17 protein-coding genes and 1 pseudogene are annotated in these 22,253 nt (G+C 71.1%); 13 read left to right on the top strand and 5 right to left on the bottom strand.

The window, feature by feature from the left end; translation table 11 throughout:
- Positions 1–475: Agd3-related carbohydrate-binding protein (locus ACZ38L_RS33980; protein ID WP_465700829.1), on the bottom strand; the 475-nt coding region annotated here is incomplete at its 3' end.
- Positions 476–1,133: 658 nt separating this feature from the next.
- Here ACZ38L_RS33980 and ACZ38L_RS33975 point away from each other — a divergent pair.
- The gene (locus ACZ38L_RS33975; protein WP_465700826.1) at positions 1,134–1,274 is read left to right on the top strand and encodes a hypothetical protein; all 141 of its coding nucleotides are present in this window, start codon (positions 1,134–1,136) and stop codon (positions 1,272–1,274) included.
- Here ACZ38L_RS33975 and ACZ38L_RS33970 read toward each other — a convergent pair.
- A complete protein-coding gene (locus ACZ38L_RS33970) occupies positions 1,243–4,092 on the bottom strand; it encodes a BREX system ATP-binding domain-containing protein (protein WP_465700824.1) in 2,850 nt (949 codons plus the stop codon). The two genes, ACZ38L_RS33975 and ACZ38L_RS33970, sit on opposite strands and share 32 nt — an antisense overlap.
- 722 nt (positions 4,093–4,814) lie before the next feature.
- Here ACZ38L_RS33970 and ACZ38L_RS33965 point away from each other — a divergent pair.
- From ACZ38L_RS33965 to ACZ38L_RS33935, 7 genes are all read left to right on the top strand, one after another.
- The gene (locus ACZ38L_RS33965) at positions 4,815–5,642 is read left to right on the top strand and encodes an AfsR/SARP family transcriptional regulator (RefSeq protein ID WP_465700822.1); all 828 of its coding nucleotides are present in this window, start codon (positions 4,815–4,817) and stop codon (positions 5,640–5,642) included.
- A 130-nt stretch (positions 5,643–5,772) separates the two neighbouring features.
- The gene (locus tag ACZ38L_RS33960; protein ID WP_465700820.1) at positions 5,773–6,237 is read left to right on the top strand and encodes a group II truncated hemoglobin; all 465 of its coding nucleotides are present in this window, start codon (positions 5,773–5,775) and stop codon (positions 6,235–6,237) included.
- 330 nt (positions 6,238–6,567) lie between these two features.
- On the top strand, positions 6,568–6,714 hold the full coding sequence (locus ACZ38L_RS33955) for a hypothetical protein (protein ID WP_465700818.1): 147 nt from the start codon (positions 6,568–6,570) through the stop codon (positions 6,712–6,714).
- The gene (locus ACZ38L_RS33950; protein ID WP_465700816.1) at positions 6,711–7,937 is read left to right on the top strand and encodes an MFS transporter; all 1,227 of its coding nucleotides are present in this window, start codon (positions 6,711–6,713) and stop codon (positions 7,935–7,937) included. Before ACZ38L_RS33955 ends, ACZ38L_RS33950 begins: the two co-directional genes overlap by 4 nt.
- A 150-nt stretch (positions 7,938–8,087) precedes the next feature.
- Positions 8,088–8,837, top strand: coding sequence for a methyltransferase (locus ACZ38L_RS33945; protein ID WP_465700814.1), 750 nt, complete (start codon positions 8,088–8,090; stop codon positions 8,835–8,837).
- 201 nt (positions 8,838–9,038) lie between these two features.
- On the top strand, positions 9,039–10,496 hold the full coding sequence (locus ACZ38L_RS33940; RefSeq protein WP_465700812.1) for an NAD(P)/FAD-dependent oxidoreductase: 1,458 nt from the start codon (positions 9,039–9,041) through the stop codon (positions 10,494–10,496).
- Between the two features lie 115 nt (positions 10,497–10,611).
- A complete protein-coding gene (locus ACZ38L_RS33935; protein ID WP_465700810.1) occupies positions 10,612–11,019 on the top strand; it encodes a RidA family protein in 408 nt (135 codons plus the stop codon).
- A gap of 333 nt (positions 11,020–11,352) precedes the next feature.
- Here ACZ38L_RS33935 and ACZ38L_RS33930 read toward each other — a convergent pair whose 3' ends face one another.
- Positions 11,353–11,946, bottom strand: a complete 594-nt coding sequence (locus tag ACZ38L_RS33930; protein WP_465700808.1) for a flavoprotein — start codon at positions 11,944–11,946, stop codon at positions 11,353–11,355.
- 223 nt (positions 11,947–12,169) lie between these two features.
- Between ACZ38L_RS33930 and ACZ38L_RS33925 the strand changes: the two genes are divergently transcribed.
- The 5 genes from ACZ38L_RS33925 to ACZ38L_RS33905 all read left to right on the top strand — a co-directional run bounded on the left by ACZ38L_RS33925 (position 12,170) and on the right by ACZ38L_RS33905 (position 19,893).
- Complete coding sequence (locus ACZ38L_RS33925) at positions 12,170–15,451, top strand: non-ribosomal peptide synthetase (protein ID WP_465700806.1); 3,282 nt, start codon at positions 12,170–12,172, stop codon at positions 15,449–15,451.
- Positions 15,448–17,127 (top strand): GMC family oxidoreductase, encoded by a 1,680-nt coding sequence (locus ACZ38L_RS33920; RefSeq protein WP_465700803.1) that lies wholly within the window; start codon positions 15,448–15,450, stop codon positions 17,125–17,127. Before ACZ38L_RS33925 ends, ACZ38L_RS33920 begins: the two co-directional genes overlap by 4 nt.
- Positions 17,128–17,129: 2 nt before the next feature.
- The gene (locus ACZ38L_RS33915) at positions 17,130–17,879 is read left to right on the top strand and encodes a thioesterase II family protein (protein ID WP_465700801.1); all 750 of its coding nucleotides are present in this window, start codon (positions 17,130–17,132) and stop codon (positions 17,877–17,879) included.
- 4 nt (positions 17,880–17,883) lie between these two features.
- A complete protein-coding gene (locus ACZ38L_RS33910) occupies positions 17,884–19,026 on the top strand; it encodes an acyl-CoA dehydrogenase family protein (protein WP_465700799.1) in 1,143 nt (380 codons plus the stop codon).
- Between the two features lie 264 nt (positions 19,027–19,290).
- Positions 19,291–19,893, top strand: a complete 603-nt coding sequence (locus ACZ38L_RS33905) for a helix-turn-helix domain-containing protein (RefSeq protein ID WP_465700797.1) — start codon at positions 19,291–19,293, stop codon at positions 19,891–19,893.
- 169 nt (positions 19,894–20,062) lie between these two features.
- Here the strand turns inward: ACZ38L_RS33905 and ACZ38L_RS33900 are convergent, their stop codons facing one another.
- Both ACZ38L_RS33900 and ACZ38L_RS33895 read right to left on the bottom strand, forming a co-directional pair.
- Positions 20,063–21,055, bottom strand: coding sequence for an NAD(P)/FAD-dependent oxidoreductase (locus ACZ38L_RS33900; protein ID WP_465700795.1), 993 nt, complete (start codon positions 21,053–21,055; stop codon positions 20,063–20,065).
- A gap of 262 nt (positions 21,056–21,317) precedes the next feature.
- Positions 21,318–22,072: pseudogene (locus ACZ38L_RS33895) on the bottom strand (transposase).
- Positions 22,073–22,253: the final 181 nt, after the last annotated feature.

Below are 22,253 nucleotides of genomic sequence, written 5' to 3'. Positions count from 1 at the left end.
CGCTCTCGAACGGCACCGGACCCTTGAGCTCGGGCAGTTGGGCCAACGCGGCGGCGGTGAGCTGGGCCGTACCGGAGACCGCTCCGGAGCTCGCCACGGTCAGACCGAGCGAGCTGGAGGGGTAGCTGTAGCCGTCGAGCTGGCGGACCCCGAAGCTCGACTCGTAACTGTCCAGCGCGCTGAGCTGGCCGGCCGCGAAGAACGCCGGGGAGTCCGCGAAGACCACACCGTTGTAGTAACCGTGCGTGCCACTGGACAGCGCCGGCAGGGTCACCGTCTCGCCGCCCACCGAGCCGCCGCCGTTCACCAGAGTGTAGGGAACCCCCTCGGTGTCCAGCGCCGACTGCCAGGCCGTCGTGGTGGCGTCACCCGTACCACCGCCGACCAGCAGCACCTTCAGATCGAGCTGCGGCGGTGTCGCCGCGGCGGCCGACACCCCCGCCTGTGCGGTTCCCAACAGCGTTATCGCTGCCACCCCCGCCGCGAACCACCTCGTCCCTCGCCTCAACATTCAGACCCTCCCCGTGATCCTGATGTTCCTGTCCGTGCCCTCTGGCTGATCGGGCGGTGACCACAGCATCCGCCGAACCGAGCCCGCCCGGAGCAGACATGGGCATGCCAGGGGCATATATTCATCCGAGCAGCACCACCGGATGGGCGCGCCGACTGAAGTTCGCCGACGTCCGACACCCCCCAGCCACACACACCGCCCCCCGCCGGGCTGTCTGCCGGCCCCCAGGGCCGCTCCGGCCGGCAGAACCACATGGACACCAGGGCAGCCACAGGGCTTCACAGAACCACCACATGGGGACGCCCCCCGTGCGGTCATCCTGGGCGGCGCAGAGCGCGCACCGGGTGTTGGGAGGAGCACGGCTGGATCGTCACCGGGGTGCTCGACGGGGCGCTGCTCGGAGCCACCTCGATGCGGCTCTCCGAGTTCATCCTGGACACCCTGGTCCGCAACGGGATGATCGACGCGCAGGCCGCGTGCCTGCACGTCGCCATCTGCCAGTACCTGGCGGGGAACCTGGTGGCCGCGCGGGCCGGGGCGCCGCACGGCCCGTCCCCGTGCCTGGCGAGGACGGGCCCGAGGAGTATCCGACCGTACGCCGGGTCGCCCCCTCATCGAGGGGATGAGCGACCAAGAGCGGTTCACCGCCGGGCTGCAGGTGCTGCTCGACGGGGCGTTCGCGGAGCTGCGGGCCTCGCGCAGGGGGACGGCCACCGGCGAGGCGCCGTCCGTCAGCCGGTCGCCAGGTGGTGCAGAGGGGTGAGCGTGGTCCGGCGCTGGTGGAGCACCACCGGGGCCGGGGCGGGCTCCTCCTCGGGCGGAAAGAACTTGGCCAGCTCGTACCGGCCGCTGATGCGCAACTTCCGGTATGAGTGGGTGAGATGGGACTCGACGTTCCGCAGGCTCACCTTCAGCAACCGGGCGATGCTGCGGTTGCTCATACCACGCGAGGCGAGTTCGGAGACCTGCCTTTCGGTCGGGGTGAGCAGCGACTCCGTGGAGCCCTTGCGCGGGTCGGGCCGGCCGCCCGCGTCCCTCAACTCCCGCTGCACCGCCTCCACCAGACCGTCGGCGCCGAGCGAGATACCGACCTCGTTGGCACGGTGGAGCAGTTCGCGGGCCCGCCGGGCCTCGCCGCTCTGCCGGTGGACGCGCCCCGCCGCGTACAGGGCGTGGGCGAAGAGCAGTGGCGCCGGGGCCGGTTCGAGGAGTTCCACGGCCTGGCCGGCGAGCTGGAGCGCCTCGCGTCCTGAGCTCGCCGCGGCCTGGGCGACCAAGGCGAGTCCCAGGGCGAAGGGGGCATTCCAGCGGCGGGCCAGTTCGACCTCCTCCTGGGCGGTGCGGCGGGCGGCGGCCACATTGCTGAGGGCCATCTGGAGCGTGGCCCGGGTGGAACGCCAGGGCAGAATCGCCGGGTTGACGATGCCCCGGCGTTCCAGCTCCTCCTCGCAGTGGGCGATCAGGACGAGGCCGCGCTGTGCCTTGCCGAGCCGTCCCAGGGCCCGCCCAGCGCTGTGCAGGAGGTGGAGCCGCCACCAAGTGACGGGCCGTTTGCCGGGGAGCGGCGGGGCCTCGCCGAGGAGGCCGCCGGCTCCGGCGATGTCGTCCTTCTCCAGGGCCACGTCGATGAGCACGCTGCGGGCGAGCGCCCCGGCGTGGTACCTGTCGGCGCCGATCCGGGTGAGCAGACCCATCGCCTGGCAGGCGTCCTCCTCAGCCTCCGTCAGCAGGCCGCGGTGAAGCTGGACCAGGCCGCGCACGGCCAGGCCCTCGGCGATCCGGGGCACGGTGCCCTCGGCCCGGGCGAGCCGCACCTCGCTGTCCATGTGCCGCTGGGCCTCCTCCACGTCGCCGGCCCAGAGCAGGGCGAGGAGCGCGTGGTACCAGGTGGGCGAGCCGTACGGGGCGCGGGGCACGGACAGGATGCGGTGGGCGATCCGCCGTACCGCTGACGCCGAGTCGCCGGCGGCGGTACGGAGCAGCAGCACCTGCTCCAGCCGGTCCTCGTCCCCGGCCTCGGGCCGGTAGGTGCCCTCGTGGAGCCGTACGTGGCTGAGCCCCTGGCGCAGCCGCGCGGCGGCGGAGGGGTCCCGTGCGCCGATCTCCCGCTGGGCGCCCTCCAGGGCCTGGCAGGCGCGTGCGGGCTCGTCGAGGCGGAGGAGGATGTCAGACAGCCGCAGCGCCTGGCGGGTCCGCTCGACGGGCCCCGAGGCGAGGGCGGCGTGCGCGGTCAGGGCGCGGGCGGACGCGGGAAGGTCGAGGCCGGTGAGCGCCTGGATCCGCAGGTCCTCGGCGCGGGCGGCCAGCTCCGCCGGTACACCGTGCAGGACGGCCTTCTCGATCAGGCGGCGGACCTCTGCGGGGTCGCGGCCGACCATGCCGTGGGCGACGTCCAGCAGCAGTCGGGGCATCCAGGGCTCGTCCAGGCGGTGGGAACGGAGGAGATGGGTGGCGATGTCCTCACAGGGGACACCGCGGTGCCTCAGACAACGGGCGGCGAGGCGGTGGAGTTCGGCGCGCTCGGCGCAGGGGATGTCCTGGTAGAGGAGCCCGACCAGCACGGGGTGACGGAACTTCAGGTCGTGGGGGCACAGCAGCCCCGACTCGGTGAGGCGGGTGAGACAGCGGCAGGCGTCCTCCCTGGGCACGCCGCAAAGGTCGGCGAGGAGGGCGGCGTCCACCGGGGTGCCCAGGATACTGGCGGCCCTGGCGATCCTCAGGCCGTTGGGGTCGAGGCGCCTGAGCATGCACAGGATGCGCTCCTTGACCGCCGGGAGGCGCATCCGTTCGTCTGGCAGGTCCGCCGGTCTGCGGCCCGTGAGTACGTCCGCGGGGTGCCCGTGCCCTGTGAGGCCGGGATGGCCGGTGGGACCTGCGGGCGCGGTCCGTATCTGCTCGGTCAGCAGATACGGGTTGCCGCCGCTGTCGGCGATCAGGGCGTCCACGGACTCCTGGTCGTGGCCGCAGAGTGCGGCGGCGAAGTCCAAGGCAGCGCTCGGGCTGAGGTCGTGCAGATGGATGTAGCGGTCGGGGCGGACGCCCTCCATGAACTCGACCATGAGGTTCTGGTCGATCGCCGGTTCACCGCAGCGCTTGGCGGCGAGCAGCACGACGGGGAGGTTGTCCAGACGGCGGCTGAGGAAGCCCAGCCACAGCAGGGACTGACGGTCGGCGTGCTGGACGCAGTCGACCGTCAGCAGGATCGGTGCGCGCTGCGCGGCCCTGCCCACGGATGCGCACAACTCCGCGAGGAGCGGGTAGTCGGGGTCGGCCGGCTCGCGCAGGGGCGCGCCGCACGACGCGAAGGCGCGCTCCCATCCCTCCGCCGTCTCGGACAGCATCCCGAGGAGCTGGTGCACGACCCCCAGGGGAAACCGCTGTTCGGTGGGGGACGCGGTGGCGGAGAGCACGACCATGCCCTGCTCCCGGGCGGTCTCCCCGGCCCAACGCAGAAGTGCCGTCTTTCCGGTCCCGATGATTCCCTCCACCAGCGCGACCGCGCCCGCGCTGGCTCTCGCGGACTCGAGCATCTCGGTGATGATCTTCGATTCTTCGCTCTTGCCGAACAGTTCCTGGGGCACCGTCCCCACACCTCCTGCCTGAACAGTGAAGAACCTGGGTGACGAGGAGATCGGACGAGGTCGTCTCTTCGGTGAACCTCGCGCCATCGTCCGTTCGCCGGCCGGTGCGGCCGCGTTATTCCCGCGGGATCGGGATGCAGGGGAGCTGGCGCCTAAAACCATGCTAAACCGGCGCCGGCAAGGATGTTTTCCGGTCATGACGGAGCCATCGTCGCCGCAACGGAGAGGTTTCTTCGGACGGCGAGGGAGGCATGTCAGCGATCCCCCAACTTCGCGTCCCGAGTGACGGTGAACGGCGTACACATCTGATGCTTCCAGACGCTAGCACGACAGGCGCTGTATTCGTACTGCGTTTTTCGCCCGACGGTTCCCAGGCGTGTTCCTTCGGCCAGTGTTTCGGTGCCACCGTATTGATGTCCGTAGGTGCCGCACGGGTACGGCCGGCACGGCTTTGCGGCGGTGACCAGCGAGCCGCGCAGAAACGGTCGCCGCGGATCCCGACATATTCACCCCCGACCTGATGGCCGGAATCTGATGAAGGAGCGGTACCCGCGTGTCCGCGATCAGCGAGGAGCTAAGGCGGCACGGCGCAGATTGTTCGGTCAGCCCTACGGTCCCACCGTATTGAGGCTCCCACCCCCACACTCCTACGTTCCTTCCGGGGCAGCCGCTCCGAGGAAATCAAGAAGCCGGGCGGGGCACGTGTGAGTTATGGAGGACGCGTGAAGATTCAGGTTCTGGGCCCGCTGCATGCCGAGACCGGCGGAGCTCCCGTCGTCCTGACGGCGGGGAAGAAGCGGCAGATTCTGGCGCTCCTCGCCCTCCACCCGGGGCAGCTCGTCCCGGCGACCACGCTGATGGAAGAGACGTGGGGTCCCCTGCCGCCGCGGAGCGCGCACACCACCCTCCAGACGTACATCCTGCGGCTGCGCCGCACCCTGGCCGCTGCCCTCGGCGGCCCGGACGGCCCGGCCCGCGCGCGGGAGCTCCTAGCCACCGGCCATGGGGGCTATCTGCTGCGGGTCGCCAAGGAGGACGTCGACGTCTTCGCGTTCCAGTGGGCGGCGCAGGCCGGTCACGCCGCCTTCGCGGACGGCGACAGCGAGCTGTCGGCCCGTCTGTTGCGCAAGGCACTGGCACTGTGGCGGGGACCGGCACTGGTGGACGTGCGGACGGGGGCGACGCTGCGGATCCAGGTGGCCCGCCTGGAGGAGAGCCGGCTTCTCGCGACCGAGCGCCGCATCGACGCCGAGCTGCGCCTCGGCATGCACAGCGAACTCCTGGCCGAACTCGTCGAACTGACTGAGCATCACCCAACCAACGAGCGACTGCACTCGCAGGCCATGGTGGCGTTCTACCGCTCGGGGCGACAATCCTCGGCGCTGGAGCTGTACCGCAGGCTGCGCCGGCGGCTGATCGAGGAGCTGGGCCTGGAGCCCTCTCCGCCACTCCAGCGGCTGCACCAGGCGATGCTCTCGGTCGATCCCCGGCTGGACATGGTCGCGCAGGGCGGCAGGCCGACGCCGACCTTCGACCTGTACGCGGCCTGAGCGTGCCCCGGCAGCCGGCAGCCGGCCGCAGCCCGCCGGCGGAGCGTACCGCGCTCCACGACAGACACCGAGCACTCACAGCCACGTACGCCGCCTCTCCGGACAGGACGGCCGAGCGAAAGGTGACACAGTGACGGAACAGGTTCCCACCCTGTACGAATGGGCCGGCGGCGCCGAGGCGCTGGAACGGCTGACGGAGGAGTTCTACCAGCGTGTCCGCAAGGACGAGCTGCTCGCCCCGCTCTTCGCACACATGACGGACGACCACCCCCGGCACGTCGCGACCTTCCTCGGCGAGGTGCTCGGCGGGCCCGAGCACTACACCGAGCACCACGGCGGTTACCCGCACATGCTCTCCCGGCATCGGGGCCGGGCCATCAAGCCCGAGCAGCGGGCGCGGTGGACGGAGCTGATGCTGGAGGCCATGGACGTGGTGGGACTGCCGGACGACGCGGAGTTCCGCTCGGCGTTCGTCGGCTACATCGAGTTCGGCTCGCGCCGCGCGATGGCCAACTCCCAGCCGGGCGCGGGCCCCACGCGTCGTACGACCATCAAGAAGTGGGGCTGGGGCGAGGCCCTGCCCAGTGATGACTGATCCGACGGCCGGCCGCCGGAAGCAGCCAAGCCGCACCCCGCTTCCGCGTCCCGGTATCGGCAACAAATGTTGTCCGCCTGCCACGCCTGGCTCCAGCATTGGGCCAGTGGTGATCACCACGATCACGTGGATCGCCGAGGGGTCGGTGCCCAGCACGCGGCTGACGAGGAGGTCCAGGACAGGCAGGGGCTGGTGCCGCATGGCCATCAGCGCCGGCCTAATGGATGAGGACGCCGGCCGGGGCGTTCGGCAGCGTCGCACTGCGACCGCCCGGCAGACGCACCCGCCCTGATCCGCACGCCCGAACAATCCCGGACAAGGAGTTCGCCCATGCGTCTGACCGCTCCTGGGCTGGTGCACAGCGTCACCGCGCGGACAGGTCCCGAGCGTGATTCACAGCGGCCCGCCGTGATCCGGCCGGCCCGCCCGGCCGGGGTGCTGTCGGCCGCCGAGCAGGCAGGAGGTGGCAGCCGATGAGCGTCCAGACCGAACAGCAGGAGTCCGCTTCCCGCAGGACCGGCGACAGGCTGCCGCTGGCGGTCTACCTGCTCGCGTTCAGCCTGTTCGCGATGGGCAGCGCCGAGTTCCTGCTCGCCGGGGTCCTGCCGAACATCGCCGACAGCCTGGGGATCTCCCTGTCTGCCGCCGGCGCGTTGATCTCGGCGTTCGCCATCGGTGTGGTCATCGGCGGGCCGCCCCTGGCCGTCATGAGCCTGCGCTGGCCGCGGCGGACCGCGCTGGTGACCTCGCAGGCCGTGTTCGCCGCCTCGGTGGCGGTCGGCCTGCTGACCGACAACTTCACCATGCTGCTGGTCACCCGCTTTCTGTGCGGCCTGGCCTATGCCGGGTTCTGGGCGGTCGCCGCGGTCACCGCGATCGGCCTCGTCACCCCCGACCGCACCGCACGCGCCTCCGGCGTGGTCGTCAGCGGACTCAGCATCGCCATGGTGGGCGGCGGCCCGGCCGGCGCGCTGCTCAGTCACTTCACCGGCTGGCAGGGCGGGTTCTGGGCCGTGGTCGCCCTCACCGCCCTCGGCGCGGTCTCGACACTCGTCGCCGTGCCCGCGACCCGGGCGGCCGAGGAACCCAGCGTGCGGCGGGAGCTGCGCACGATGAAGCAGCCTCAGCTGTGGGTGGTGTACGCCGCCACCCTGCTGAGCACCGCCGCCTACATGATCTCGTACAACTACCTCGCGGCTTTCCTCACCGACATCACCAGCATCCCCTCCGTGTGGGTTCCCGTGATCCTCACCGTGTTCGGCATCGGTGCCTTCATCGGCCTTTCCATCGGTGGCAGGATCGCCGACGGGCGTCCCCATCACGCGCTTCTGATCGGGGCGGCCGGGATCCTGGTCACGTCCGTCCTGCTCGCACTCCTCGCCCGGTACGCCGTGGCCGTCGTCCCCCTGGTCCTGCTCCTGGGAGTCGCCGGGTTCCTGCTCAACCCGGCCATCTACGGGCGGGTGTTCACCGTGGCGTCACAAGCGCCCACCCTCGCCGGGGCCACCGCCGTCTCCATGTTCCAGCTCGGCATCAGCCTCGTTCCCGTCCTCGCGGGAGTCGCTCTCGGCGCCGGTGCCGGTCTGACCTCCATCCCCTGGCTGGGCGCCGGCCTGGCTCTGCTCACCATCCCGGCCGTCCTTGTCGACCGGACGATGGCCCCTAACCGGGCGCAGAACCCTCAGCCCGGCGAAAACTGACCCTGCTTCCCACGCCTCTGCCCGGCGTCGCGTTTCACATCCAGCCACGGCGAAAGGTGCCGCTGGGCGTGGCCAGCAGCATTCCACCGTCGGGGGCCGCGGAGAAAATTCGACAGAACTGCTCTGCAGGCTCCCAAGAGGGAGGATCCAATGGACAACAAGCTCGGTTACGAACTCGGAAACTGGGTCGTGTCGCAGATCCAGAGCCCGGACCGCCCGACGCAGACGACATTTTCGCTGTTGGAGATGGAATGGGACCTGCTCCCCGAGGTATTTCCCCCCTACACGGACCCGGGCCCTGGCCTGTTCGCCTCCTGGGTGCCGTACGAGAAGGACAGCCGGTTCCTGGAGATGGGCTGCGGCGCGGGCATCGCCGCGGTGCTCGCCGCGCAGCGTGGCTGCGAGCGCGTGGTGGCGCTGGACATCAACCCGGCGGCGGTGGGGAACACCCGGCGCAACGCCGCCCGGCACGGGGTGACCGACCAGGTGACGGCACTGACCAGCGATCTGTTCGACGCCCTGGACCCGGCCGAGGTGCTCGACGTCGTCTTCTGGAACACCCCGTTCATCGAAGCGCCCGAGAACCGCCCCTACGGCGGGCAGATCGAGCGCGCGGTCTTCGACCCCGGGTACAAGCTTGTGCGCAGGTTCTTCCGTGACGTGGTGCCTCATCTGGCGGCGGAGGGGCGGGTCTACCTGGGCACCAGTGAGGCGATGGGGAACTTGGAGAAAATGCTGCGGGCGGCCGCCGACGCGGGTTTCGAGGGCCACCGGTACCGCAGCGAGTCCGTCGAACTGCCGGCGGCGGACTTCGGTGATTGCCCGGTGGTCAAGGCCCACACCAACGAGCGCGGAATCGTGGACATGGACTTCACAATGTACGAGTTCCTGCGTCACTGACCTAGTACCGCCCCGAGTCCGACGCGGACACCGGGCGTGAGCTGCCCCACCGTCACAGATTCCGGCCGGCCAACCTATCGGCTGCCGGGTCGGCCGGCCTAGCCGAGGAAACCCCCGCATCGCGCTCACCGAGCCACCAGTTCCGACGGAATTCAATTCAATTCTGGGCGACATAACAGCTCCCTGGAAGATTGGAATGTGATGAACGCCAACGGGAACGCAGACGGTACCGGCTTCGATGTTGTCATCGTCGGAAACGGAGTCCTAGGGCTCTCGCTCGCATGGGTCCTGGCACGGCGAGGACAGCGGGTCGCTGTGCTGGGCCAGTCACACCGCCCCTGGGCCGGCTCGGCCGCGGCTGGCGCCATGCTCGGCTGTTTTGGCGAGGTCACCACCTCCCTGCTGGCCAGCGAGCACGGCAGGGCCAAGCTGGAACTCGGCATCCAGGCCACCCGCTTGTGGCCCCAGTGGCTGGCGGACCTGGAGGACCAGAACGACGGCGCCGCCATCAAGACCGCCGAGGGCACCACTGTCGTCCTCAACACCATCGGTACGGCCGAGATCGACGACGCCAACTACAACGCCATCCGCGCCGAACTCACCCGATACTCGGAACCCTTCGAGGACATCGAGCCCACCGACCTCGACTGGGTGGACGCCGAGCCGATCTCCCGCCCGCTGAGGGCCTTCCACATACCCGGCGAACACGCGGTCAACGCCGCCGCCCTCCTGGAGCGGCTCGAATTGGCGTTCGTCCGGGCAGGCGGCACCCTGGTCACCGAATTCGCGACCCGCGTCGAGTACAAGGGCAAGCGGGTGACCGGAGTCGTCCTGGCCTCCGGGAAGGAGATCAGCGCCGACCACGTGATGCTGGCCGCCGGAGCGCGCACCCAGGAACTCCTGGACAGCCTGCCCGTCGGTCCCCGCATCCCCCGCCTCGTCAGCGGCTACGGCGTCTCCTCTCTCATCAAGACCGTGGACGGAACCACGCCGGACAGCGTCATCCGGACCCCGAACCGCTCCTTCGCGTGCGGACTTCACGTCGTCCCCCGCGGCGACGGGCACGTCTACCTCGGCGCCACCAACGTCATCTCTGTGGAGCCGCACGAAACCGCCGAGATGCGCGACCTGGTCTTCCTCCTCCAGTGCGCCCACCGCCAGGTCCGCCGCAACCTGTGGAACAGCGACGTCGCCAAGGTCCAGGTCGGCAACCGCCCCGTGTCCATGGACGCCTTCCCGCTGCTCGGCGAGGGCGGCATGAAGGGCCTGTGGATCATGACCGGCACCTACCGTGACGGCCTGCACCTCTCACCGCTGCTGGCCCAGGACTTCGCCGCCCGGATCCTGGGCGAGCAGCCCCAGGCCGACCTGGAACGGTTCACCCCCGTACGGCAGCCCCTCCAGGCAGGGACCCGCGAGGAGATCGTGGACGTCCTCATCGACCACCAGATGGGCATCGGATACGAGCAGGACTGGACGATCCCCGTCGAGTGGCACCACTGGATCGAAATGGACCTGCGGCCGGCCACCCTCAACTGGGCCAACGAGCTCGATCCCGAGTTCACCCCGCCGGCCGAGCTGCTCTTCGCGTCCCGCTTCGACCCCGAACTCGTCAGCGTCCTGCGGAAGTACTACGCCACCTGCCGCGAGAACAGCTGACCGCGGGGCCCGTGCAGCACCGCCACGAGCTTTCCCTCCCCCAGAAACATCACGGTCACCGCGGGCAGGCACAACGGCGCCTGCCCGCCGGCCACCTTCGAGAAAGGACAGAGCATTGGCTGTCAAGACGATCGACCCGCCCGGCCTTCCCAAGCCCGACGGATGGCGGCAGCTGGCCGTCGGCACCGGAAGCCGCGTGGTGTTCCTCAGCGGCCAGGTCGCGCGCACCGCCGCCGGTGAACCGGTGGGAACGGGAGACCTGGCAGCACAGACCGAGCAGGCCTATCTCAACATAGCCACCGGTCTGGCCGCGGCCGGCGCCACCTTCGACGACGTCCTGCGCCTGACCATGTACGTCGTGGACTGGTCGCTGCCCAAGTGGGCCGACATCACCGCGGGCGCCGAGCGCGCGGCCGCCAAGCTCGGCGCCGACGTCATCCGGCCCACCACCCTTATCGGAGTCGCCACACTCGCCGAACCCGACTTCCTCATCGAAATCGAAGCGACAGCCATCGTTTCCTGACAGCAAAAACGTCCATGCTCGGCTCCCGGCCGGAACCTCCCCCGTTCCCCGGCCGGGAGCCGCTCGTATGCGGGTGCCGCAGCCTTCGCCGGAGCCGGCCGCCTTGCGGAAGAAGAGCCGCGTTCCGAGAGACAGCGAGCGGAGCAACCACGAGCGCGCCGGACATCGTCTGCCGGCAAGTGTGCGGATGGCGGTGCCGCACTCGGTCCCGACAGGCTACGGCGCCGCCGAATTCGGGGCGCCGCACGCCTTCACCATGGGGGGATGCCGGCGGCCCGGCAGGGCGGTCGGCTGTTCGCCGACGGTCGTGCGGGCCGTAGTGCCTGACGCCGCTTATGCTGGCCGGCGCTGCCTCGCGAGGAGGTCGTCGATCACCTTGGCCACCGTGTCCGGTGAGGGCAGGGCAGGGTGGTGGCTGACGGTGGCCGTGGACGGGTCGAAACCATCGTGCCACTCCGGCTCGTTGACGAGCCCCCCGTCCTCGCGAATCTGGGCGATGTTCCGCTGGACAGTCGGCTTGCGCCACATCCGGGCGCCCATGACCGGGAAGTAGACGACGGGGTAGTCCACCGACAGCGCCACCGTCAGCAGGCGGTTGGGCGCGGCGCCGGCCGCGGCCGAGGCGAGGGTGTGGGCGGTGGCTGGCAGGACCACGAGGATGTCGTGGTCGGCGGCGAGCCGCGACGGCTTGTCGGTCGGCCAGTCCACCGGGGATTCCCCGCTCACCACCCGCTCGGCGAAGAGCGCGAGGCTCTCGGGGGAACTGAACGAGGTCGCGGTGTGCGTCAGCAGAACCGTAAACGTGCTGCCCGCGATCTGCCGGCGCATCGCCTCGATATACAACGGAAGTCGGGTCACCGCAATGGATCCGGTGCCACCGATGAGTATGCGTTTCCCGGCTGTCTCCGGCGAGTTCTGAATTCCCATGCCCCGATGATGTCGCCGCCGTCCCGCCACCGGTCAATAGCGGAAACGCGCGCACCAGAGGGAGTCCGCCGCGAGTCCAGCGGCGGTCCAGTGCGGGCTAAATCCTTCGGCCGCCCATACGGTCCGACCGTATTGAGACCGTACGCCGCCGCTGCCTAACGTCCGTCTGCGTAAAAGAACTCGAAGGCCCGCCAGGGCATCTGACGAAAAGGGGCGGACGTCGATGGAGGATCTCTTCGCGGAGCTGCGCGGCGATGAGCGCGGCCACCCTCGCCTGGACGAGGACCGGCTGCCGGACCTGAAGCCGCAGCCGGAGCGGCGTCACGAACCGTTCCCGCTCACCGACATCCAGCAGGCGTATCTGATCGGCCGGCACAAGGGCCTGGAGCTGGGCGGCATCTCCAGCCAGTACTGCCTGGAGTTCGACTGTCCCGGTCTCGACGTGGACCGGCTGACCGAGGCCCTGCGGAAGGTCGTCGCCCGGCACGAGACGCTGCGCACGGTGGCCGGGACAGGCCAGACGCAGCGGATCCTCGCCGAGGACGAGGTGGAGCCGTATCTCATACGCACCACGGATCTGCGCGGCCGGCCCGCCGAGGAGCAGACTGCCGAGGTGGAGCGGATCCGCGCCGAGCTGACGGAGCAGGTGCTGCCGGTGGACCGGGCGCCGCTGTTCGACATCCGAGCCACGCTGTTCGACGGCGACCGCGTGCGGCTCCACCTCGCCGTGGACCTGCTCTTCCTCGACATGCGCAGCCTCTTCCGGCTGCTGGAGGAGTGGCGCCGGTTCTACGACGACCCGGCGTGGCGGCCGGAGCCGCTGGAGCTGTCGTTCCGCGACTACGTGCTGGCGCAGGAGGAGCTGCGCGGCGACAGCCTGGGCCAGGAGGCCGCCGCGTACTGGGCGGACCGTCTGGCCACGCTGCCGCCCGCGCCCGAGCTGCCGCTGGCCGCGGCGCCCGAGCAGCTCGGCACTCCACGGTTCGTACGGCACCGGGCGGTGCTCGCGCCGGAGCGCTGGGAGGCGCTGCGGGCGGCGGCCGGCCGGCACGGGTTGACCCCGTCGGGGGTGCTGCTCGCGGCGTACGCGGAGGTGGTGCGGACCTGGTCGCGGCGGCAGGAGTTCACCCTGACCGTCACCCAGTTCCACCGGCTCGGGCTGCACCCTCAGGTCGAGGAGATCATGGGCGATTTCCTCTCGCCGAGCCTGCTCGCCGTCGGCGGGCGGCCCGAGGAGACGTTCGAGCGGCGGGCGCGGGACGTGCAGCGGCGGGTCCTGGAGGACCTGGCGCACTGCACGCACGGCGGCATCCGGGTGCTGCGCGACCTGGCCCGCCGGAGGGACGACGGCCGGACGTCGATGCCCGTGGTCTTCTCCAGCACGCTCGGCGGCGGGGAGGGCGTGCCCCAGGCCACCCACCTGGAGTCGTTCGGGGAGCTGGTACACGACCACAGCCGGACTCCGCAGGTGTGGCTGGAGAACCAGATCCTGGAGCTGAACGGCCGGCTCTCCGTCAACTGGAACGCGGTCGAGGGCCTGTTCCCGAAGGGGACGCTGGAGGCCATGCTCGAGGCGTATGTGACGCTGCTGGACCGGCTGGTGGACGACGAGTCGGTGTGGGGCGCCACCCGCGGGATCGTGCCGCTGCCGGCCGCGCAGGCCGAGGAGCGGGAGCGGGCCAACGCCACGGCCGAGGACATCCCGCCGGCGCTGCTGCACGAGCTGGTCACGGAGGCCGCCCGGCGCCGCCCCGACGCGGTGGCGGTGATCACACCTGGCACGGAGACGACGTTCCGTCAGCTGACCGAGGCCGCACACCGGATCGCGTACCGGCTGCTGCTCGGTCCCGGTGCCGGGCCGAACGAGATCGTCGCGGTGTCGATGCGTCCGGGCGCCGCCCAGATCTCCGCGCTACTCGGGGTGCTGCACACCGGTGCCGCGTATGTGGCCATCGACCCGGAGCTGCCCGAGGAGCGGCGGCTGAAGCTGCTGGCCCGATGTTCGGCACGGGCCGTGGTGACCGAGCCGGACCTGCGGGACGCGCTGCGCTGGCCGCGGGGCGTGGCGGTGGTGACCCCGCACGACGAGGCCACCCTGGAGTGTTCCGCCGAGGCGCCCGAGCGCCGCCAAGCCCATGACGACCTGGCGTACGTGATCTTCACCTCGGGCTCCACCGGCGAGCCGAAAGGCGTGATGATCACCCACCGCAGCGCCGCCAACACCGTGCAGGACATCAACCGGCGTTTTGCCGTCGCCGAGGACGACCGGGTGATGGCGCTCGCCCCCACCGGTTTCGACCTGTCGGTGTACGACATCTTCGGCGTCCTGGGCGCCGGCGGCACCGTCGTCGTGCCGGACCCGGCGCGCGGCAACGACATCGCCCACTGGTCGCAGCTCATCGGCCGCTACGGCGTGACCATCTGGAACAGCGTGCCCGCGCCGATGCGGATGTGGATCGACTCGCTCGGCGACGGGGGCGTACCGCACGGTTGCCGGCTGCGGCTGGCCCTGCTGAGCGGCGACTGGATCCCGGTGGACCTGCCGAACCGGATCCGGGAGAAGATCCCCGCGATGCGGGTGGTCAGCCTGGGCGGTGCCACGGAGGGCTCGATCTGGTCGATCCACCACCCGATCGAGACCGTGCGGCCGGAGTGGTCGAGCATTCCGTACGGCAAGCCGCTGGCCAACCAGACCATGCACGTGTTCAATCAGTGGCTGGAGCCGTCCCCCGTCGGGGTCACCGGCGAGGTCCACATCGGCGGAACCGGCGTGGCCCAGGGGTACCTGGGCGACCCCGAGCGCACCGCCGAACGCTTCCTGGTCCACCCGGTCACGGGGGAGCGCATCTACCGGACCGGCGACCTCGGCCGGTACCTGCCCGGCGGCGACATCGAGATCCTGGGCCGCGAGGACTTCCAGGTGAAGATCAACGGCTACCGGGTCGAGCTGGGCGAGATCGAGGCCGCCCTCCTCCGCCAGCCGGAGGTGCGCACCGCGCTCGTCACCGCGCCCGCCCACGCCCGTACCGGAGCGCGGCAGATTGCCGCGTACGTGGTGCCCGAAGCCGGAGCGGACCCGGACCCGGCCGCGCTGCGCGAGGCGCTGGCCTCCCTCCTGCCCGGCTACATGGTGCCCAGCCGCTTCCTGACGCTGGACGCCCTGCCCTTGACGGCGAACGGGAAGATCGACCACAAGTCGCTTCCCACGCCGTGGAACGACGACTCCGACACCGCCGCCGACCGGGTGGGTCCGCGCAGCCGGCTGGAGGAGCGGCTCTTCGCCCTCTGGTCCCAGCAGCTCGGTCACGGTGACTTCGGCGTGGCGGAGGGCTTCTTCGACATCGGCGGCGACTCCCTGCACGCCGTCGGCCTGCTCGCGCTGCTGCGCACGGAGTTCGGCCTCGGTGCCGACAAGGAGCAGGAGATGGTCGAGGGGCTGTTCATGAACGCGTCGATCGCGTCGTTCGCCGAACTGATCGCGTCTGTCGAGGAGCCCGCGGCGTGACCGCCACCCCTGATCCCGTCGCGGCGGTCCGCGAGTGGGAGTACGTGATCGTCGGAGCGGGCTCGGCCGGAGCCGTGACCGCCGCTCGTCTCGCCGCCCGGGACTCCGGGAACGTCCTGCTGCTGGAGGCCGGCTGTGACCAGCCGCGCCCCCGGGACCGGGCCCACCCCTTGGCCGACGCCGGCCGGCTCGTGCTGGCCGGCTACAACTGGGACTACCGGGCCAACCTGCGCACCAGCAGCCGCTTGGAGGACCTGGTCCGGGGCGGCGACGCCCCTGGCGCCCGGGGCCGTACCGGAGAACCAGACGCCACGGGAGCCGGCGCGGCTGGCGGCCGGGCGGCGGCCCGGGCCCTGTGGGAACGCTTCCCCTACCAGCTCGGCAAGATCGTCGGCGGCGGCTCCGCCGTCAACGGCGCCATCGCCCTGCGCGGGCTGCCCCGCGACTTCGCCGCGTGGGAGGCGCGCAGCAACCCGGACTGGTCGTGGGAGCGAGTGCTGCCGTTCTACAAGGACATCGAGAACGACGCCGACTTCCCCGGCCACCTCCACGGCGACAGCGGCCCGCTGCCGATCCGCCGCACCCCACGCGACCGGGTGCACGAGCTGGACGCGGCGTTCTGGGAGGAGTGCAACCGACAGGGCCTCGCCGACCTGCCGGACCTCAACGCGGGCGACGAGGCCGGGGTCGGCCCGATCCCCGGCAACTCGGTGGACGGCGAACGCGTGGACGCCGCCACCGCCTTCCTCGCCGGCGCCCGCGGCCTGCCCAACCTCCAGCTGTGCACGAGGATCCGGGTCACTCGGGTGCTGTTCGAGAAGAACCGGGCCATCGGCGTGGAGGCCGAGCTGGACGGGCAGCTCACCACGATCCGGGCGCGGCACGTCGTGCTCAGCGCCGGGGCCGTCGGCACCCCCGTCATCCTCCAGCGCTCGGGCATCGGCGGTGCCGGACTGCTCCGAGCGCTGGGCACCACCCCCGTGGTGGACCTGCCCGGGGTGGGCCGGGACCTGGTGGACCATCCCTCGGTCGTCATCTGGTCCAAACCGGCCGACGGGGTGTGCAGGCCGGGCCTGCCCTGGCGGCAGGTCGCGGCCCGGATGAGCAGCGGCTTCGACGACGACGTGGACATCCAGGTGGGACTGCTCAACAACGTGGAGAGCCACACCATCCCCGGCTTCGTGGACCGCCTCGGCTGGCCGCTGGTCGTGGGCATCTCGGTGATGCTGATGCGCCCGCGCTCCCGGGGGCGGGTCTTCCTCGACAGCGCCGACCCGTACGCCGCGCCCGTCATCGAGCTGGGCCTCGGCACCGACGCCGAGGACGTGGAGCGGCTCTGCCACGGCGTACGCCGGGCCTGGAGCCTCCTGCGCTCCCCCAGCCTGGCGGGCCGGCTGCCCCGGACCCAGTTCTGGAGCGACCGGATGGTCGCCAGCGACGGGGTGGTGCGCAGCGGCGTCCGCCACATCATGAACCCCGGCTGGCACGCGGCCGGTTCGTGCCGGATGGGGCCGCACACCGACCCGTGGGCGGTCGCCGACCAGGAGGGCCGGGTGCACGGCACGGAGAACCTGCGGATCGCCGACGCCTCGCTCTTCCCGACGATCCCCAGCGCGCCCACCAACCTGACCGCCCTGATGCTGGCCGAGAAGCTGGCCCGGAGCACGAAGGAGTGACCGTGCAGCCTGCATCCAGCCCCCCGGTGCGGCTCTACTGCTTTCCGCACGCCGGGGCGACCTCGCTGGTCTACCGGGGCTGGCAGCCACTGGGCGAGCCGCACCTGCTGGTCCGGGGCGTGGACGCGCCGGGCCGGGGAACGCGCCGCCAGGAGCGGAAGGCCGCCGGCTTCCACGCCCTGGTGCGGTCCATGGCCGAGCAGGTGGTGGCCGACCTGCTGGCCGAGCGGGAGCGGACGCCCGGCCTGCGCTGGGCGACCTTCGGCCACAGCTTCGGCGCGACGATGAGCCTGCCGGTGGCCGCCGCAGTGGCCCGCCAGGTGGGTGTGGCGCCGGTACGGGCCGTGCTGTCGGGGGCGGTACCGCCCCGGCTCCAGCGGCCCGGCGAGCTGCTCGCCTCCGTGCCCGACGAGGAACTGCTCGTCCGGACCGCCGCCGACGGAGGTACACCGCCCGCCGTGCTGGCCGACCCGACGATGAGCCGCATCCTGCTGCGGATGCTACGGGAGGACGACGCCGTACGGGCCGAGTTCGCGCAGGAGGCCGCCGGGCTGCGGGTGGACTTCCCGCTCACCCTGATCGCCGCTCGGGAGGATGTGCATGCCCCGCCGGAGAAGGTCTGGCCGTGGTCCGCGCACAGCTCGGCCCCGACCCGCCAAGTGGAGATCGAGGGCGGCCACTTCGCGGCCGTACAGCACCCCAAGGAAACCCTGACGATCATCACCGACGACACCGACCCCCGGGAGGGGTGACCGCATGGCGCGCAGCAGGTACGAGGCGGAGCACGAGCAATTCCGGGAAACGTGCCGGGAGTTCCTGACCCGGGAGGTCGTGCCGTACCACGCCCAGTGGGAGCGGGACGGTATCGTCAGCCGCGAGGTGTGGCGCAAGGCCGGGAAGGCGGGGTTGCTCGGCATCGGCGTGGACCCCGAGTACGGCGGGGGCGGCGAGCCCGACTTCCGCTACCCGGCGGTGTTCGCGCAGGAGATCATGTGGGCCCGGGCGACGGCGCCGGGGTTCGTGGCGCACAACGACGTCATCGCCACCTATCTGGCCGAGCGGACCACCGAGGAGCAGCGCAAGCGGTGGCTGCCCGGGCTCTGTTCGGGCGAGCTGATCGCGGCGATCGCGATGAGCGAGCCCGATGCGGGCTCCAACGTCGCCGACATCCGCGCCACCGCGGTCCGCGACGGGGACCGCTATGTCCTCAACGGGCAGAAGACGTTCATCACCAACGGCGAGAACGCCGACGTCGTCGTGGTCGCCGCCAAGACCGCCCCCGGGCGCGGGGCCCAAGGCATCAGCCTGCTGGTGGTGGAGCGCGGCATGCCCGGTTTCACCCGCGGCCGGCGGATGGAGAAGATGGGCTGGCATGCCAGCGACACCTGCGAACTGTTCTTCGACGACTGCCGGGTGCCGGCGGAGAACCTGATCGGCAAGGAGAACGCCGGGCTGGCCTACGTGATGGCCGGGCTGCCCCGGGAGCGGCTGAGTATCGCGACCGTGGCGGTGGGAGCGGCCGAGCGGATGCAGGCGGACACCCTGGAATACGCGCGGACCCGGGAGGCGTTCGGCCAGACCATCGGCAGATTCCAGCATAATCGGTTCCAACTCGCCACGATGGATACCGAACTGACGATCGCCCAGGTCTTCCTGGACCACTGCATCACGGAGCTCAACGCCGGGCGGCTGTCGGTGACGGACGCCGCGAAGGTGAAGTGGTGGACGACGGAGCTCCAGGTGGACATCGCCAACCGCTGCCTTCAGATCCACGGCGGCTACGGCTATCTGAAGGAGAGCGCGATCTCCCGGGAGTGGGCCAACAGCCGTGTGCAGACGATCTACGGCGGGACGACGGAGGTGATGAAGGAGCTGATCGGCCGGTCCCTCGGCCTGTGACCGCCGCACCCGCCCGGGCGGGTGCGCGGCACACCAGGACCGCCCACCAGTACGCGGCACCGCCCCGCCGCGCCACGGCACCGCTCGCCGAAGACCGGCGAGCGGTGCCTGTGTGTGCCCCGGAGGGCGCAGTGTGCATCGGCGCCTGCGCGTGCGTCGGGGGTGCCGTGTGTACCGCTGGCCGGGCGTGCGGGGGGAGCGGGGCCCGGCCCCAAAACGGCACCCATTGTTGCGATTTCGGGAACCGGCCGGTGTAATGGCGGCGTGGAGCAGTCCCCGACCATCGCCCAGGCCCTGTCCGAGGTCGGTCCCCGACTCAGGCGGCTGCGCACCGCTCGCGGTGTCACCCTTGCCGCGCTGTCGGAGGCCACCGGCATCTCCAAGAGCACGCTGTCGCGCCTGGAGGCGGGCCAGCGCCGCCCCAGTCTGGAACTGCTGCTGCCCATCGCCCAGGCCCACCAGGTGCCCCTCGACGAACTGGTCGGCGCCCCGGAGGTGGGCGATCCACGCGTCCGGCTCAAGCCGCTTCCGGTGAACGGCAACACCGTGCTGCCGCTGACCCGCCAGCCCGGTCCGTTGCAGAGCTACAAGATGGTCCTGCCGGCGCGCCGCAACACCCCGGAGCTGTGCACCCACGAGGGGTACGAGTGGCTGTACGTGCTCTCCGGGCGGCTGCGCCTCATCCTGGCCGACCACGACCTGGTGTTGGACCCCGGCGAGGTGGCCGAGTTCGAGACCCGGCTGCCGCACTGGTTCGGCAGCACCGGGGAGGGCCCAGTCGAGGTCCTGAGCATCTTCGGCCGCCAGGGCGAGCGGATGCACGTACGCGCCAGGCCGACACGCCGAGTGCCCGCCTCCGGCGCATGAGCCGGAGACGGGCACGGAACGGAGGCGGCGCCGTGGCCATCGCCCGGGATCCCGTCGGCGCGAGCGTTGGCCGCGGAGGTCACGACCACATCGACAGCACCCGCGTACAGCGTGCCGAACCGGTGGGAGGCACGAACCCTGGCGGCACAGGCGACGCTGGGCGCGCGGGTCAGGACGCGGGGACGGGCGACCCGGCTGACCGGTCGGCGGCAGCCCGGTGCTCGGCGAGGTCGCGCTCGATCTCCTCGTCCACCAGGTCGTGGTTGAGGGCGAAGGCGGCTGCAGCCCCCATACCGGCCGCGGTGACGGCCTGGGCGCGCGAGTCCACCACATTGCCGACGGCCCACAGGGCGGGGCGGCTGGTGCGGCCCGCCCTGTCGGTGACGAGCCAGCCCTGCTCGTCCTTCTCGCAGCCAAGGCCGTCGAAGGCCGCGTCGTTGGGGGTCATCCTCGGGAAGAGGAACACCGCGGCGCACTCCAGCGTCCGCCCGTCGGCGAGTTCCACCGCGTGGAGCCGTCCGTCCTCGCTGAGCAGGGTGGACACGGGCCCCTCGGCCACCTTGACCCCGCGCGCGTCCATGCGCTCCCGCTCCTCGTCGGTGAGCCGCCGGCTGTGCGGGACGTACACGACGTCGCGCGACCACTGACGCAGCAGCAGCGCCTGCCCGGGGGAGGCAGGGTGGACGCCAAGCACGACGATCGGCTGGTCGCGGACCTCGTAACCATGGCAGTACGGGCAGAAGTGCACGTCCTCGCCCCACAGCGCGCGCAGGCCCGGGATCTCGGGCAGCTCGTCGCGCAGCCCCGTGGCGAGGACGACGTGGCGGGCGTCCAGCGTCGCGCCTCCGGCCAGCCGGACCACGTACCCGCCGGTCTCGCCGGCCTCCACCTGGTCTACCTGACCATTGATCAGGACGGCGCCGTAGCGGGCGATCTCGGCGCGGCCGGTCTCCAGCACGGTGAGCGGGGGGAACCCGTCACGGGAGAGGAAGCTGTGCATGTGGGCCGAGGGAGCGTTGCGGGGCTCCCCGGCGTCGACGACGGCGACGGTGCGACGGGCCCGGGCGAGGACGAGCGCGGCGTTCAGCCCGCCCGCCCCGCCGCCTATCACGATGACGTCGTACGAGGTTCGGTCGGTCGTGTCGTTGTAAGCGCCGGTCATGGCGATCACCTCCGCCGCAAGTGTGTGGCGCGGGATCAACACGGGCAATTTTTGTTGCCGTTTCCGGAACACGGCCGGCGGGGCGAGGCCAGGAGAAGTGCACCGAATGGTGTGCCGTTCGGAAACTCGTCGCTGCAACTCACGCCGCATATCTGCAACGCCGCTGCATTTGGCCTGGAGGTTGCAGGTCAGTCGCCTTGATCCCGGTGGGTACGCCTTGCGGGCGTGAAAACAGGCTCTTCGGTCGCTTCCGTGGGTGGGGTTATGCGGTTTGACGGCCTGGTAGCTGGGGGCGGTGGCCGCCGAGGCTGAGCATGGCGAGTGCGATGAGTGTGGTGGGGTCCTTGAAGCCGAAGGCCATGCGGGTGATCAGGCGGATCTTGGTGTTCATGCTCTCGACGAGTCCGTTGCTGAGGCCGTGCTCGGCGGCGGCGGTGATGGCGTCCCGGTACGTGATGATGGCGCGTGCAGTTTGACGAAGGGATCCAGGCGGGACCGGCGGGCCCACTGCACCCAGTCGCGCAGGGCCTCGGCGGTGTCGGGGCCGCACTTCAACGCCAGCCGAAGGCCTTCCTTCAGCAGATATGCGCGGTGCAGGACAGGGTGGGCCTTCGCGATGAACTCCAATTGCGCGCGCTGGCGTTCGGTCAGGTCCTCGGGGTTCTTCCAGAGCGCCCAGCGGGCCTTCTTCGGTGACTTCGACCCGGGGTGGCGCGTCCCTTGCCACCGCGCTCGGCGTTCCAGACCTCGCGGCGCACGGCATCGAGCGCGTCGGTGGCCCACTGCACGACGTGGATGGGGGCACCCCCGGGCGGAGCCTGGGAGAGGGTCCATCACCCGCACCGCCTGCGGGCAGCGCTCCGCGACGACCGTGGCAATCCAGTCCGCGGCATCCGCGGACACGTGGGTGATCTCCGCGGAACGCTCAGGTCCGAGCAGGTCGAAGAACGAGCGCAACGTCTGCTTGTCCCGGCCGGCCGCTGCCCGCACGAGCCGGCCGCTGTCGTGGTCGACCACCACGGTCAGGTACTTGTGGTGCCGCTTGTAGGAGATCTCGTCGATGCCGATCCGAGTGAGGCCCGCGAGCAGGTCCACGCGCTGTTCGACGTCGGACCACACGCGGGCGCGGATGCCGCCGACCGTGCGCCAGCCGATCCTCGGCGGCTGGATCACCGTGGTCTTCGAGCAGTGCGTGGCC

This window comes from Kitasatospora sp. NPDC024654 (genome assembly GCF_055559155.1).
Note: the sequence above shows the minus strand (reverse complement) of the source record. Positions and strands in the feature narration are given on the sequence as shown.